We start from the raw sequence: 15611 nt of genomic DNA, 5'->3' as shown, positions 1-15611 counted from the left end.
TGTTACGACTCTAGCCAGAACTTTGCGTCAAGGTATTGTGCCGCCGGTCACAAGGACCTACCATAAACGAAAGCCTTTCGCTAAGCGTTCGGCTCATTGTGAAGACTTCCCTCCCCATGAACTCAGAGGACCCCCATGCCTGACCTCGAAACCCGACCTCCAGCAGCGGATGCTGGAAATGGACTCAAACGGAACGCGATCGGCACCGGTGGCATCGCCTTCCTGGTGATCTCCGCAGCAGCGCCCTTGACCGTGATGGCCGGCGTGGCGCCTGTAGCCATTGGCATCGGGGGCATCGGCGCCCCCATGGGCTACATCATTGCCGGCGCGGTCCTGCTCGTCTTTGCCATTTCCTTCATGGCGATGACCAAGCATGTGAAAGCGGCCGGCGGCTTTTACACCTACATCACGCTGGCCATGGGCAAGACAGTGGGACTGGCCGCGGCGGTCCTGGCCATCGTTTCCTACAACTGCCTGCAAATCGGCGTCTATGGTCTGTTCGCCGTCCAAACCCAGGCCATGCTGCTGACACTGTTCGGCCTGGACGTGCCATGGCCGGCCGTCGCCTTGGTGGCTATTGCCGCCGTCTGGCTCCTTGGTTACCGCGGCATCGACGTCGGAGCCAAAGTCCTGGGGATTCTGCTCATCGCCGAGACGGCGATCCTTGCCATCATGGGCGTCGGAATCCTGGCGCGAGGTGGCGCGGAAGGCATCAGCTTCGGATCGTTCGCCCCGGAGCACGCTTTCACCCCTGGCGTCCTCGCGATCCTGGCCATTTGCTTCGCGGCCTTCATGGGATTCGAATCAACGGTGCTGTACCGCCGGGAAGCACGTAATCCGGACAAGTCCGTCCCCAGGGCAACCTACATCGCCGTTGGTTTCATGTCCGTGTTCTACGCCTTCATCGTTTGGACCGTTATCCAGGCCTATGGCGACGGCAACGTGGTGAGTGCAGCGGGAGAGCTCGCCGACGGGATGTTCTTCGCCACCATCAGCCAGTACGTGGGCCCGTGGGCCGAGGTGGTCATGTATGTGCTCATCGTGACCAGCGTGTACGCCTCCCAGTTGGCTTTCCACAACGCCATCAACCGCTACGTCTACATGCTCGCCAAGGATGGGATCCTACCGGCGTTCCTCGGCAGGACCCACCCCAGGTACAAGTCGCCGCACCGTGCCGGGCAGATCCAGACTGTCCTGGCCGCCATCGTCATCATGATCTGCGCCATTGCCGGCGCCGACCCCTACAAGCACCTGCTGATCTGGGTCAACACCCCAGGCATCGTAGGGATCGTCGCGCTGCAAGGGCTGGTGTCCGTCGCAGCGTTCATCTACCTGCGCCGCAATGCAGCTGCGGTCACCAACCGGTTCCTCATACCCGTCAGCGCTGCCTCGGCCGTCCTCTTGTTCGGGGTGGTGGCGTTGATCGCCGTCAATATCGAGCTCCTGACCTTCGCGGACGCGCTGACCAACACCATCCTTCTCCTGGTGGCGCCCACCGTTTTCCTGGTAGGGCTGCTCCTCGCCCGAAGGCTGCGCGCCAACCGTCCCAACGACTTCGCCCGAATTGGAAGCTTCGAAACCCATGACTCCTGACCTCATCGTCCTTGCTGACACCATCCACACGCTGGACAGCCACCATGCCCATCCCCTCCAAGCAGTCGCCGTCAGCGGTGGGGTGGTAGCCGCCGTCGGAAGCCGCCAGGACGCACTGGACTGGCAGGCCACCGGCACGCGCGTGGTGGACCTCGGCAGCGCAACCCTGACGCCGGGCCTGGTGGACTGCCACATCCACCCAGTGTTCGGATTGGACCTCACTATCGGCGTGGACCTCTCCAGCGCGTCGACGCTGGAGGAAGTCCGTGCGCTCCTGCGGACAGAAGCAGCGCGCGACGTCGACTGGTTGCGCGGGTGGGGACTGAACCCGAACGCTTTCGGTACAGCGCCTCTGCACCGCAACGTGCTGGACGACGTCAGCGACGGTAAGCCCGCATTCATCCGGCTGTTCGACGGGCACTCGGCGGTGGCCAACAGTCGTGCACTGGCCGTGGCCGGAATCCACGGCCGGTACGAATTCGAGCAAGCGTCGGAAGTGGTGTGCGATAGTGACGGCGTCCCCACCGGATTCCTCATCGAAGCCGCCGCGATGGAGCTGGTCCAAAGCCACATACCCAAGGAACCATTCGACGAGCGCAAGAGCAGGCTCGGCGCGCTCCTGCGTGACTTTGCCCGCTCGGGCCTGACCGGTGGCCATGTCATGGACCACAGTGACGAATCGTCGGCGCTCTTGCAGGCACTTGAAGACGACGGCGAACTGCCGCTACGGCTGCGTACGGCACCGTGGTGCATGCCGGGCAGCGGCGAAGGCGAGTGGAAAGAACTTGCCCGGACCATTGGCACGGGAGGCCGACGCTGGTCCATTGAAGCCATCAAGCTGTTCGTCGATGGAACCGTGGATAATGGCACTGCCTGGCTCTACGAACCGGACCTGTATGGCCAGTCCACGGCACCGTTCTGGCCACGGCCGGAGGAATACACGGGCGCTGTCCAGTATTTCGCTTCCCGCGGCATCCCCACGGCGACGCATGCGATTGGTGATGCAGGAGTGGAACACGTGTTGGATGCCTTGGAATCACTGCGGGGTCTTGTGCCGGCAGACATTCTGCGCGGGACCGTCCACAGGATCGAGCACCTGGAGACCGTGCCGGATGATCTCGTGGACCGTTTCAAGGGAACGGGTGTGGTCGCCAGCATGCAGCCGACGCATTGCACGCATTACTCCCTCGCCGACCACAGCGATAACTGGTCCACGCGTCTCGGGGCGGAGCGTGCCGACCGGGCGTGGCGGTGCCGGGATCTTCGCGAGGCCGGAGTGACCCTGGGCATTGGCTCTGACTGGCCGATCGCTCCCTATGAGCCCCTGCCGATCATGGCCGATGCCCAGCTGCGGCGCCGTTCCGGAGCGCCAGAGCAGGAACCCATCGCGCCGTCACAGGCCCTTAGTGCACTCCAAGCCCTTGAGGGCTACACCTCGCACGCGGCCAAGGCCGCCGGGCTCTGGGACGTCTCAGGCTCGATCACAGTAGGGAAGCGCGCAGACTTCACTGCGTTCGAACTCGATCCCTTGACCGCGGATCCGGACGAGTTCGCCGCCAGCAGCGTGCTGGGGACCTTCGTGGACGGCGAAATTCAGTTCCTGCTGGAACGTCTGGCGTAGCCGGAAGGAACTACATACGGTTTTTGGTCTTGGCCGTAGCAGGCGCAGTCCACGGGTCTTCGGGCCAGGGATGCCTGGGGTAGCGCCCACGCATCTCGGCCCTGACCTGCGCATAGGGCCCGGACCAGAACGACGCGAGGTCGTCCGTGACGGCCAGCGGCCTGCCTGCCGGGGACAGCAGATGGAACAGCACCGGCACCCTGCCGTCCACCACATGAGGGGTGCTGTCCCAGCCGAAACACTCCTGGAGCTTAACCGCCACCACAGGCCGGCCGCCGTCGGGCTGACTGCTGCCATCGGAAGCCTCCGGGTAGTCGATCCGCACGCGAGAACCGCTGGGCACCGCCAAGCGTTCAGGCACCAGGTCGTCCAGGCGGGTGGCCTCCGGCCAAGGCAGAAGGCGCCGCAGTGGGTCCGTGAGGTTGATGGATCGTGCGGGGGTGCCCGTGGCCATGGCCTCCAGTTCAGGGGCAAGCCACTCCTCCAGCCTGGCCAACAGACTCGATTCACTCACGTCGGGCCACGGTGGGCCGAGCTCACGATGCAACAGCGCGAGCCGCCGCCGCAGGGCATCAGCGGAGGTTGACCAGCCGATCATGGACAGTCCGGACTTTCCGAGTGCCTCGGCGACGGCCTGGCGTCCTGCCTCCGGGGTGGCGCGAACGGGCGTGGATGAGAGGACGATCGCTCCCAAGCGTCGCTCCAGTCGGGCAGTCACCCGTCCCTGCCCAAAGGCCGCTTGCACACTTTCTTCCAGCAGCCCCGGCGCTGCAGCTTCCGCCAGTTCAGCAGACAATGGGGCCGCCGCACGGATGACCGCCCCGGTTCCGGCAGCGTCCCGGCCTTGGGCGCGCGACACTTCGGCGATGGCGAGCCAATCCTGGCCGGACAACGGGCTTCCTGCCGGCAAGCCGGCCCGCGTCCCCGACGACAACAGGTACGTGGTGGTTCCATCGCCTGGAACACGACGAGCCACGCGGTCCGGGAAGGCCAAGGCCACTACAAGTCCAGCAGCCTCCACCGCGGTGACGTCAGTGACCAAGGACTGACGCTCGACGGCGGCCGCTTCCTGCCGCACTATCGACTCCATGCGCTTCACCTCCTCAGTGAAACGCCGCCTGCCGGGGTCGGAACCGGAACGAAGGGACGTCAGCAGCTTGGTCAGGTCAGCCCCTGGTGCCCGATGGTCACCTGCCACGAGAGCGACGATTTCCGCCGCTGCGCGCTGGCCCACCACCGCGGCTCCGTCGATCAGGGCGCGGGCAAGCCGGGGGTCGGCAGGGACCCGCGCCAAGGTTTTGCCCAAGGCGGTGGCTACCCCATCGTCAGCGACGGCACCCAACTCCCGGAGGACCTCAACGGCATCGTCCATGGCCGTCCGGGGCGGTGTGTCAGGAAGCGAAAGGCCACGGCCTCCCGGTGCGCCCCAGCAGGCAAGAACCAAGGCAGCACCGGTCAGGTCCGCGACCGAAATTTCGGGGGTTTGATGTGCGGGAGCAGCGGCAAAAGCCTGTTGGTCGTAACAGCGAACTACCGTACCGGGTCCTTGTCGCGCAGCGCGGCCCGCCCGCTGATCAGCGGATGCGCGGGAACAGGAGACCGTTACCAGGCCCGTCATCCCCCGCCCCGCATCGCGGCGGGGTTCGCGGGAAAGCCCGGAATCTATCACCAGCCGCACCCCCGGGACAGTGAGCGAGGATTCCGCCAACGACGTGGACACGATGATCCGTGGCGGGCCTCCCGGTTCCCGGCCGGAGATGGCGCGGTCCTGGGCCTCCGGGCCGATCTGGCCATGCAATTCAAGTACCTCAACGCCTCCTTGCACCTGCGCGCGGAGGCGGCTGGCGACGTCGGATACTTCACGCGCGCCTGGAAGGAACACCAAGGCGTCCACATCGGGATTCAGCAGCAACGCTGACGCGTGCGCCGCGGCCGCCGTGCGGGCGACGTGATCGAGGAAGGCCCGTGCCACTCCCCTGCCATCCAGCCTCTGTTCCCTGCCCGGAACCCATACCACTTCCAAGGGGTGCAACGCTGAGGGACAGTCAACAACGGGAGCCGGCCCGCCGCCGTCGTGGGTGCTTCCTCCCAACAGCGCGGCGAAACGCGGTGCGTCAAGGGTGGCCGACATGGCGACGAGCATGAGGTCGCCGCGAAGTTCGTGGACTTCGGCGAGCATGCCCACCAGCAGATCTGTTTCCAGTCCACGCTCATGCACCTCATCAAGGACCACGGCGTGGATGTCCTCAAGTCCGGGGTCGGCGAGGAGTCGTCGGAGGAGTATGCCTGGTGTGACGAATTCAACCACCGTGTCCTGGCTCGTTTTGCTTTCCCCGCGGACGGTATAACCCACGCGGTCGCCAAGGCGGCTGCCGTCCAGCACGGCAAGGCGACGAGCGGCTGAACGGGCCGCAACACGTCGGGGTTGGGTGACGACGACACGGGGCCGAACACCGTGCCGCTGGTCCAGAAGATTGGCAAGCAGCGGCGGCACCAACGTGGTCTTGCCCGTGCCGGGCGGCGCCTGCACTACTGCCGTGCCGCCGTCGCCCTGTTCTGTCAGGGCCGCAGCCAGGTCCTTGAGGGAATCAGCAAAGACCAGCCCCGTCCCCATGGTGTCCAGTCTGAAAGTCACCTGTCCATTGTCCCTGTTGCGCGGCACCGAAAAGGCCGCGACCCCGTGAGGGAGCGCGGCCTGATCGGTGGTGCCGTGGCTTCTAGCCGATGGTGGAGGCGTCAATGACGAAGCGGTAGCGGACGTCCGAGGCGAGCACACGCTCATAGGCCTCGTTGATCTTGCTGGCCGGAATGACCTCGATCTCGGCACCCAGGCCGTGCTCCGCGCAGAAGTTCAACATCTCCTGCGTTTCGCGGATGCCGCCAATCGCAGAACCGGCAAAACGGCGACGACCGGTGATCAATGAAAAAACGTTCACCGGCAACGGCTCCGCCGGAGCACCAACGTTGACAAGCGTGCCATCCAGCGTCAGCAGCTGCAGGTAGGCGCTGATGTCGATGGACGCACTGACCGTGTTGATGATGAGGTCGAACGTCCCGCCGAGCTGTTCGAACGTGGACGGATCGCTGGTGGCGTAGTAGTGGTCCGCGCCCAGCTGGAGACCGTCCTCCATTTTCTTCAAGGATTGTGAGAGGACTGTCACCTCCGCGCCCATGGCGTGGGCGAGCTTCACGGCCATGTGGCCAAGGCCGCCAAGACCAACAACGGCAACCTTTTTGCCGGGGCCGGCACCCCAGTGGTGCAGGGGTGAGTAGGTGGTAATACCGGCACACAGCAGCGGCGCGGCGACGTCCAGGTCCAGGCCTTCCGGGATCGTGACAACAAAGTCTTCGTTAACCACGACGTGGCTGGTGTAGCCGCCTTGGGTGATGGTGCCGTCACGGTCAACGGACCCATATGTACCGACGTTTCCGTTGAGGCAGTACTGTTCTTCCCCGGCCAGGCAATGCTTGCATTCCTTGCACGAGTTGACCATGCAGCCAACGCCAACCCGGTCGCCCACCTTGTGTTTGGAGACATCCGAGCCAACTTCGGTGACGATGCCCGCGATTTCGTGGCCGGGCGCCAGCGGATACTGCTGTGGGCCCCAATCGCCCCGCACAGTGTGGATGTCAGAGTGGCAAATGCCGGCGAACTTGATGTCGATGCTGACGTCGTTGGGGCCGACGTCGCGGCGTTCGATAGTGGTGAGGGTCAGGTCGCCCGTAGCCGAGGGGGCAGCGTAAGCGTTAGCGGTAGGCATGTTTCTCCTGCGTGGTGAACGTTGTGGATGCTTTCCATCTAACCCTCTTTCCCTGGGTGAAAGGAGTTACTGCTGTTAGGGGTAATGGCAGGGACTCCCTCAGCAGGTCAAAACGCCTACATTTGGAAGCATGGACAACCGGACTGAGACGCGCGACTTCCTGGCCACTCGGCGGGCCAAGATCACTCCCGAACAAGCGGGGCTCGCCGCCTACGGCGGGAACAGGCGCGTGCCGGGGCTACGACGCGGTGAGGTAGCCATGCTTGCTGGTGTGAGCGTGGAGTATTACACGCGTCTTGAGCGCGGTAACCTCTCAGGCGTTTCGGAAAGCGTCCTGGAGTCACTGGCTGGCGCGTTGCAACTGGATGACGCAGAACGGGCGCATTTGTACGACCTCGCCCGGGCAGCGAGCGACGGCGGCAGAGCACGGCGGCGACCGGTGCGGAAGCAAGCCATTCGACCTGGAGTGCAACTCACGCTGGACGCGATCACGCAGTCACCGGCGTTTGTCCGAAATGGACGCTTGGACATTCTGGCCACCAACGCCTTGGGACGGGCACTCTACGCCGATATCCATGACAGCCCCGCCGGTCCGCCCAACCATGCCCGCTTCCTGTTCCTCGACCCCCGCAGCCACGACTTCTACACGGACTGGGAACGAGCAGCCAACGACACCGTGGCCATCATGCGTACAGAGGCAGGCCGAGATCCCTACGACCGCGGACTCAGCGACCTGGTGGGCGAACTTTCCACCCGCAGCGAGGAATTCAGGGTCCGCTGGGCCTCCCACAACGTCCGGCTGCACTACACCGGGAAGAAGCACTTCCGGCACCGGATCGTGGGAGACCTGCATTTACTCTATGAAGCCCTTGAACTATCGGCCGACTCCGGCTTGACCCTCACGGTCTACAACGCTGAGCCCGGCACGGGCACCGCTGATGCCCTGACTCTGCTTGCGAGTTGGGCGGCAACCCAGCTGACCCCGCAGTCGTCAGAAGTCGTGCGCCAGAACCTTCGCCAGTGACCACCTGGCCCTTTCAGTTCTGATCGTTTAGCGGCCAGGCGTTGACCGGGCTTGTAGGCCAGCCAATAATGATGGCAAGCGCTTTCCCGTTCCAGCCATGTGGCCCCTATCCCTGATTGCGGAGACAACAACGTGAATCCCCGGCACGATCTTAAGTACGACTATTCGCCCTGGACGTTCTGGGGCTCAGCCGCGGATTCCGAGCGCGAGGCGCAGCTCGAGTACCAAGAGGGCATTGCTGAACGGCTGGGCATCCTCCTTGGAGAGCGGGCCTTCCTGTCCCCACTGGCCAATCTTGATACAGACACACTCTCGATCGGCGTCGGCTCGTTCATCGCCGCCCATGCATACGTCACTGGCTCCATCACCATTGGCGACGACTGCACGATCAATGCCTTCACGGTGGTCCGTGGGAATATCACCATGGGCGACGGTGTCCGGATTGGCGCACACACATCCATCCTGGGCTTCAACCATTCCATGGACCCGTCTGAGCCTGTGTTCAGGCAGCCGCTCACCAGCAAAGGCATCACCATTGGAGACGACGTCTGGATCGGTTCCAACGTCGTGATCCTTGATGGCGTCACCGTTGGGTCACACGCCGTCCTCGCCGCGGGTGCCGTAGTCACCAAAAACGTTCCGGAGTGGTCCGTGGTGGGTGGTAATCCCGCGCGTAGGATCCGGGATCGGCGGGATACCTCCGGTGCCAAGCCAGCCGCCCAACCACCAGCAGCTGACGACAGGATGCGCTCCGCGCTTGCGGCCTTCGCCAATACGGCGCGCGCCGACGCCCCAACGATTCTCGCGCGCAGCTGGAGGCCCGCTGCCGATGGTCAGTTCCTGGACCGACCCGGCGTGGAACCCACAGTAAGGGCACATTGCGACGCGATTGAGATCGCGGACCTGCTCCTGGGCTCTGTTCCTCCGCAACTTTCGCGGGAAGAACACGTGCGTCGACTCCAAGGCCTTCAGGATCCCGTGACTGGCCTCGTGCCGGAACTCGGGCTTGATGGGCCGGCCTCCGCTGGAGGTCTTCGATTCGGCGCTGGCCCGGCGACCTACCATGTGCTCTCCGTAGGGTATGCCCTGGACCTCGCAGGAAGCCGGTTCGTGCACCCGATTCACGCGGTGGCGGACACCGACCCTGCGTCGCTGGTGGCTCAGATGGACTCCCTTCCCTGGCGAAAGGAAGCGTGGGAATCAGGTGCGTGGGTTGATGCATGGGGAACCGCTGCCTATTGGAACCTCACACAGAACCACGGCAGTTCTCCGGGGTCACTGAATACCTTGTTCGGTTGGTTGATGACCCATGCCAATCCGCTTGCCGGGACGTGGGGCACTCCCACGGACGACACCCGCCTCGAGGTGGTCAACGGCTACTACCGCCTGACGCGTGGCACTTTCGCTCAGTTTGGGTTGCCTGTGCCGTACGTCGAACGGCTCGTGGACACCGTGCTGGAGCACTCGGCGGATCCGCGGTACTTCGGCCCGGGTAGGCAAAATGCCTGCAACGTCCTGGATGTTGCCCATCCCCTGTGGCTCGCGGCCAAGCAGTCCAATCATCGCCGGGACGAGGCGAACGCCTGGGCACGGGGCCAGCTCAGCCAGGCGCTGGGTTGGTGGCGTGCTGGGGAAGGGATGGCCTTCAGCATCGCGCCGGAAAGCGGAAACCAACACCTGTCAACGCTACAAGGCACAGAGATGTGGCTCGCCATCATCTGGTACCTCGCCGACCTTCTCGGAGGCGCCGAAGCCCTGGGCTACCGCCCCCGCGGAGTTCACCGCCCTGAGCCTGCCCACTATCTGCCGACTCTGTAAACGGAGACAACAAGCCAGTGTTTTCCACATAGGTGAATCCGTGACCTACTACTCGGGCAAGTGGGCGATCTTGCGTTCCAGGGATGTGCGTTCGGCGGCATTCGAGCAGAGGTCCAAGGCTTCAGCCAGGGCCTCCCTCGCCTCGCTGTAGCGGCCAAGCCGGGACAGCAACTCACCCCGCACTGTCGGCACGAGGTGGGAACCGTCCAGCTCACCCCTGACCTGAAGCGCATCCAGGAGTTCCAAGCCCGAGGCTGGGCCCGAAGCCATGGCCACTGCCACGGCGCGGTTCAATTCGATGATGGGCGACGGCGTCAGTCGGCCAAGTGCTTCATACAGGATCACAATCCGCTGCCAGTCCGTCTCCCCCGCCGTACGCGCCACGTCATGGCATTCAGCAATCGAGGCCTGCAGTCCATAGGCGCCGAGACCCCGGCCCGCCGCCACGGCCGTCGCAAGCGCCGCCCTGCCTCGCCGTATGGCGGACTGGTCCCACCGCCGTCGATCCTGGTCTTCCAGAAGCACTGGCAGTCCAGCAGCGTCGAGCCTCGCCGGGAAGCGGGCCGCAGTCAATTCCATCAACGCCAACAGCCCGAACACCTCGGGCTCAGGGGCCAGCCGCACCAACACACGGGCAAGTCGGCGGGCCTCATTGGCCAGCTCTGTCCGCATCCAAGTATCACCGCCGGAGGCGAACGAACCCTCGGTGAAAATCAGGTAGACCACTTGCAGAACGGACCCCAGCCGCTCAGGAATCTCGCCTGTTTCCGGCACGCCAAACGGGACGTGGGCCGCCGCAAGCGTCTTCTTGGCACGCGTAATGCGCGCCTGAATAGTTGGAACGGGGACCAGAAAGGCCTTGGCAATCTCGTCGGTACCCATGCCACCAACCACCCGAAGCGTCAGGGCGATTCGAGCTTCCTTGGACAACACCGGGTGGCAGGAAATGAACATGAGTGCCAGCACGTCGTCGTCGATGGCGTCAGGGTTGAACAAAGTGTCCACGCCCGGTGCCTCCTCGGACAGGTCGTGCGCCAGTAGGGCGTACTTTTCATCACGGAGGGCACGCCGCCGGAACGAGTCGATGGCACGCCGCCGACCGGTGGTCAGGAGCCAACCCGCCGGCTCAGCCGGAATGCCGCTCACCGACCATGACACCAACGCTTCCGCGAGTGCCTCCTGCGCAAGGTCCTCGGCCAGCGGGAAGTCCCCCGTGTAGCGGGCGAGGGCGCCGACGATGCGGGCAGATTCACTACGCCACACAGCTTCGACGGCGGCCCTTGCCTCATTGCGGCTCAATTCGGCTGCTGCCTACGGCTGTTCAGTGGGCCTAGAGTTGCCCGGTCTGCTCGCGCCACGCGCGTTCCTTTTGGATCCATTCGTTGTCCTGGGGGAACTCGTCGATGCTGGTGACGCGCCTGATCTCGGTCTTGGTTCCCGAGGTCATCGGTGCCCGCTTAGCCCATTCGATCGCTTCCTGCTGGGACGCGACATCCAGGATGTAATAACCGCCGAACAGTTCTTTTGTTTCACCGTAGGGGCCGTCAGTGACAACGGGAGTTTCGCCGGTGAAGTCGACCACCACGCCATCTTTGGCGTCGTCCAGCCCTTCAGCTGCGAGGAGGACGCCGGCGCGGATCAGTTCGTCGTTGAACTTTCCCATGGCTTCGAGGATCTCGTTGAAGTCGATGTCTTGGAACTTGGCGTATGAGTCGTCGTCTGCCCGCATGATCAGCATGTACTTGGCCATTTGGATCAATCTCCTGTGTTGTGGAAGGTCGCCTTTCGACCTTCTCATCCATAGGTCGAACAGTGCGAGGACAAATCGACAACACCCTGGAAAAGTTTCCGGCAGTGATGAACAGGGATCCCCCGAGCGTACCCAGGGGATCCCTTTTCATCCGTTACGGCCGTGGGTGGCGCCCTACCGGCCGCCTCCTCCGATGACTCCCGCTTCAACTGCCTTGGTCACAGCATCGGCTTCGGCTTGGGTCAGCTTGCCGTCCGTGACGGCCTTATCGAGTCGCGTCTTCAGCGCAGCAGCGCGTAGGGCCTGGCTGTCGGCACGGATTTCCTCCAGGGCCGTCGTCACCTTGGCCTCGTCAACGCCGAGCGCTTCGGCCAGCGACTTGGCGAGGGCTGCGTCCTGCGCCGAACGGTCCGGCTTGGTACCCTCCGCGCCCCCGGTTGGCGGCGTGGTGGGCTTGTTGGCCTCACGGAAGGCCTTGAGCGCCTCGGTCACTTTGGCTTCGTCAACGCCGAGCTTGGTGGCCAGCTCAGTGGCAATCTGGCCACCGTCACGACCATGTCCGTGGCCGCCTGGCTTGCCGCCGCGATCGGAAGGGGTGGTTGCATCTGCTGACGAGGTAGCGCTGGGCGACGGGGTGGTGGCCGCTGTGGCCATACTGGTTACGCCCATTCCTGCACCCAACGCCAGCGCTCCTGCTGCAACGCCCAGCGTAATTCTCTTGGTTTTCGACATGTACCTCTCCTCAATGAGCCGTTAGGTACGGCTGGTGTCTGAGGGACGGTCGATGGTGCCGTCCTCTTATCACCATGAGAGGGCCACCCCAGTCCACGCTGTTGCGAACCTTTGATTGTGCTGTGAATGCAAGGGCGGGGCTGTGAAATGGAGCTGTTTCAGTGAACACGATCCAAGGCATCGAGGAGGCGCTTGACCGATCCGCCCAAGTTCCAGTCGACGGCCAGCTGCTCCAGTTCCGCCCGCGCCTCGCCAGCGACGGGACGCAGTTCGGCGCCCGCGTCCTCGAGCGTGGGGACCTTCAGGTCCCGCGCAACGTTGACGACGGCGGGCGCCACCTTAAGGTAATCCGCCGCCGCTGAAAGTTTGGCTCGGACGGTAGCCGACAACCCGCCGTCGGGGTCTTCAGCCGCTTCCAGCAGGGCATCCAGCGAACCGTACTCGCCGAGGAGGGACGCTGCTGTCTTCTCGCCGATCCCGGCCACGCCGGGGAGACCGTCCGAAGCATCCCCTCGGAGTGTGGCAAAGTCTGCATACTGTTGCGGAAGGACGCGGTACTTCCCCACCACTGCAACCTCGGTGAGTACCTCCAGGTTCTTCATGCCGCGGGCGGTGTAGATGACCCTGACGTCACGGTCGTCGTTTACGAGCTGGAAGAGGTCGCGGTCACCTGTCACCACATCGGTGGGGATGCGGGCCTGGGTTGCGTAGGTACCCACGACGTCGTCCGCTTCATGCTCATCAACACCCACCACCGCGATGCCAGCGAGAGCCAGTACGCGTCGGATCATGGGAATCTGCGCCTCCAGCGGATCGGGGACTACCTCGACGTCGGGTCCGTCCGCCACGATCTCGGCCACCCGGTGTGACTTGTAACTGGGGATCAGGTCCACCCGCCATTGCGGGCGCCAATCGTTGTCCCAGCAGGCGACGACGTGCGTTGCCTCGTAGTCGGTGGTGAGGCGGGCAATCATGTCCATCAGTCCGCGAACGGCGTTGACCGGTGTTCCGTCCGGCCGACGGATGGAATCCGGCACGCCATAGAAAGCACGGAAATACAACGAAGCGGTGTCCAGGAGCATCAGTCGCGGCATACCCCCGATCCTGACACGCCGACCGTCCATTACGAAGGAACCAACCCGATTCAGTCGGAACAGGGCGCCAAGACTTGAACACCGATGTGAGCAGGATTACCATTGTGTGAGCGATAATAGAACACCATGTTCTATTATCGAACAACTTGGCGATTGTCAGCCCACAAAGAAGTGAGGAAAGCCCGTGCAGTTCCACCATCACGGATACGTATCCGGTGACCCCCGAGTCGAACCGGTGGCCGGCGTCGGAATCGACCGCCCAGCCGATCTTCCAGACGAAGTTGACGTCCTCATCGTGGGCAGTGGTCCGGCTGGGATGCTGGCCGCGGCGCAGCTGTCGCAGTTCCCTGACGTCACCACCCGGATCATTGAGCGTCGCCCCGGAAGGCTCGCTATTGGCCAAGCCGACGGCATCCAGGCTCGCAGCGTCGAGACATTCCAGGCCTTCGGGTTCGCCGAGCGCATCACCGCAGAGGCCTACCGTATTACCGAGATGGCCTTCTGGAAGCCGGACCCCGCTGACCACTCCCGCATCGTGCGCGCCGCCCGGGCTGTTGACGATCCCGCGGGCATCAGCGAGTTCCCGCACCTGATCGTCAACCAGGCTCGCGTGCTGGACTACTTCGCCGAATTCATGGCCAACTCCCCCACACGCATGACTCCTGACTACGGCTACGAATTCCACAGCCTTGAGGTCACGGGTGCGGGCGAATATCCCGTCACGGTAACGCTGCTCCATACGTCCGGGCCAAACGAAGGTCATACCCGCACCATCCGTGCCAAGTACGTCGTGGGCGCGGACGGTGCGCGGAGCAGGGTCCGTGAATCAATCGGCTGCCACTTGGCCGGAGACCAAGCCAACCACGCGTGGGGCGTTATGGACGTCCTGGCCGTCACCGACTTCCCGGACATCCGCACCAAATGCGCCATCCAATCCGGCAGCGGCGGCAGTATCCTCCTGATTCCCCGCGAAGGCGGCCACCTGTTCCGCATGTATGTGGACCTGGGCGAAGTAGCGGCCGATGATCACGGGGCCGTCCGGAAAACCACCATTGAGCAGATCATCCAGAAGGCCAACGACATCCTCCACCCCTACACCCTGGACGTCCGCAACGTGGCGTGGCACAGCGTGTACGAGGTCGGCCACCGCCTCACGGACAGGTTCGACGACGTTCTGCCGGAGGAGCGCGGGACCCGCACCCCGCGGGTGTTCATCACCGGCGACGCGTGCCACACCCACAGTGCTAAGGCCGGCCAGGGAATGAACGTCTCCATGCAGGACGGCTTTAACATTGGCTGGAAGCTCGGACACGTCCTTGAAGGCCGCAGCCCCGAAAGCCTGCTGGATACGTACTCTGCGGAGCGCCAGGTGGTAGCGAAGAACCTTATCGACTTCGACAAACAATGGTCCTCCCTTATGGCCAAGAAGCCCGAAGAGTTTGAAGACCCCACGGAACTGGAGAACTTCTACACCAGCACCGCCGAGTTCCCCGCGGGCTTCATGACGCAGTACGCCCCTTCCGTCCTGGTCGCTGAGCCGCAGCACCAGGGACTCGCAACGGGCTTCCCCATCGGAAAGCGTTTCAAGTCTGCGCCGGTGCTCCGTGTCTGCGATACCAACCCGATGCACCTGGGCCACCATGCCAAAGCCGACGGCCGATGGCGTATCTACGTCTTCGCCGACTCCGCGAAGGCCGGCGCCCCAGGCGCGGTAGCGGACTTGGCCGAGTGGATAGCGAACTCGCCGGACTCCCCGCTGGCCGCAACGCCGTCGAACCTTGACAGGGATGCCTGGTTCGACGTCAAGGTGATCTACCAGCAGGACCACACCAACGTGGACATCAACGCCGTTCCGGCGGCCTTCAAACCCACCGTCGGGCCCTTCAAGCTCACCTACCTGGAGAAGGTATTCGGCGCAGATCCGGCGAACGACATTTTCGAACTGCGCGGCCTCAGTCGTGACGGCGTGGTGGTGGTTGTCCGCCCTGACCAGTACGTGGCCAACGTGCTGCCGTTGACGGCGACGGCGGAACTCGGCTCGTTCTTCGCACCTCTGCATTCCGCTCGGCGAATTGAAGCAGCGCGGGCGAATAAAGGCCTGGTGAGCAACCAAGCCTAGGCGTCCAACAGGTGCCGGGGAGCCCCACAGGGGTTTCCCGGCACCTGTCGTTTAACGGGGTGCCATGACGTTTCGGCGTACAGGCGGAAGGTTTACACG

General features: G+C 63.9%; 11 protein-coding genes. 5 read left to right on the top strand and 6 right to left on the bottom strand.

Going from position 1 to position 15611, the window contains the following annotated elements; all coding sequences use genetic code 11:
- Window positions 1-135 precede the first annotated feature (135 nt).
- Window positions 136-1593 (top strand): APC family permease, encoded by a 1458-nt coding sequence (locus FQP90_RS02610; protein WP_144648187.1) that lies wholly within the window; start codon window positions 136-138, stop codon window positions 1591-1593.
- Window positions 1583-3214: an amidohydrolase gene (locus tag FQP90_RS02605; protein ID WP_144648186.1), complete on the top strand. Its 1632-nt coding sequence runs from the start codon at window positions 1583-1585 to the stop codon at window positions 3212-3214. The genes FQP90_RS02610 and FQP90_RS02605 overlap by 11 nt, the downstream gene beginning before the upstream one ends.
- A 10-nt stretch (window positions 3215-3224) precedes the next feature.
- Here FQP90_RS02605 and hrpB read toward each other — a convergent pair whose 3' ends face one another.
- Both hrpB and FQP90_RS02595 read right to left on the bottom strand, forming a co-directional pair.
- Window positions 3225-5996 carry an ATP-dependent helicase HrpB gene (gene hrpB / locus FQP90_RS02600; RefSeq protein ID WP_144648185.1) on the bottom strand — a complete coding sequence of 924 codons (2772 nt, stop codon included), beginning with the start codon at window positions 5994-5996 and terminating at the stop codon, window positions 3225-3227.
- Window positions 5932-6975 carry an NAD(P)-dependent alcohol dehydrogenase gene (locus FQP90_RS02595; protein ID WP_144648184.1) on the bottom strand — a complete coding sequence of 348 codons (1044 nt, stop codon included), beginning with the start codon at window positions 6973-6975 and terminating at the stop codon, window positions 5932-5934. The genes hrpB and FQP90_RS02595 overlap by 65 nt, the downstream gene beginning before the upstream one ends.
- 130 nt (window positions 6976-7105) lie before the next feature.
- Between FQP90_RS02595 and FQP90_RS02590 the strand changes: the two genes are divergently transcribed.
- Window positions 7106-7999: a helix-turn-helix transcriptional regulator gene (locus FQP90_RS02590; protein WP_144648183.1), complete on the top strand. Its 894-nt coding sequence runs from the start codon at window positions 7106-7108 to the stop codon at window positions 7997-7999.
- Window positions 8000-8131: 132 nt separating this feature from the next.
- Window positions 8132-9817 carry an acyltransferase gene (locus FQP90_RS02585; RefSeq protein ID WP_144648182.1) on the top strand — a complete coding sequence of 562 codons (1686 nt, stop codon included), beginning with the start codon at window positions 8132-8134 and terminating at the stop codon, window positions 9815-9817.
- Between the two features lie 48 nt (window positions 9818-9865).
- Here FQP90_RS02585 and FQP90_RS02580 read toward each other — a convergent pair whose 3' ends face one another.
- The 4 genes from FQP90_RS02580 to FQP90_RS02565 form a co-directional block, all read right to left on the bottom strand.
- Window positions 9866-11116, bottom strand: a complete 1251-nt coding sequence (locus tag FQP90_RS02580) for an RNA polymerase sigma factor (protein ID WP_144648181.1) — start codon at window positions 11114-11116, stop codon at window positions 9866-9868.
- Window positions 11117-11147: 31 nt separating this feature from the next.
- The gene (locus FQP90_RS02575; RefSeq protein ID WP_144648180.1) at window positions 11148-11567 is read right to left on the bottom strand and encodes a YciI family protein; all 420 of its coding nucleotides are present in this window, start codon (window positions 11565-11567) and stop codon (window positions 11148-11150) included.
- A 174-nt stretch (window positions 11568-11741) separates the two neighbouring features.
- On the bottom strand, window positions 11742-12299 hold the full coding sequence (locus tag FQP90_RS02570) for a Clp protease N-terminal domain-containing protein (protein WP_144648179.1): 558 nt from the start codon (window positions 12297-12299) through the stop codon (window positions 11742-11744).
- 158 nt (window positions 12300-12457) lie between these two features.
- Window positions 12458-13393, bottom strand: a complete 936-nt coding sequence (locus tag FQP90_RS02565) for a 5'-3' exonuclease (protein ID WP_208759923.1) — start codon at window positions 13391-13393, stop codon at window positions 12458-12460.
- A 184-nt stretch (window positions 13394-13577) separates the two neighbouring features.
- Between FQP90_RS02565 and FQP90_RS02560 the strand changes: the two genes are divergently transcribed.
- The gene (locus tag FQP90_RS02560) at window positions 13578-15512 is read left to right on the top strand and encodes an FAD-binding monooxygenase (RefSeq protein WP_144648177.1); all 1935 of its coding nucleotides are present in this window, start codon (window positions 13578-13580) and stop codon (window positions 15510-15512) included.
- Window positions 15513-15611: the final 99 nt, after the last annotated feature.

The sequence above is a fragment of the Paenarthrobacter nitroguajacolicus genome (genome assembly GCF_007786235.1).
GTDB classification, from domain to species: Bacteria; Actinomycetota; Actinomycetes; order Actinomycetales; family Micrococcaceae; genus Arthrobacter; species Arthrobacter nitroguajacolicus_A.
The sequence above is the reverse complement of the archived record's forward strand: the minus strand, read 5'-3'. Positions and strand labels throughout refer to the sequence as shown.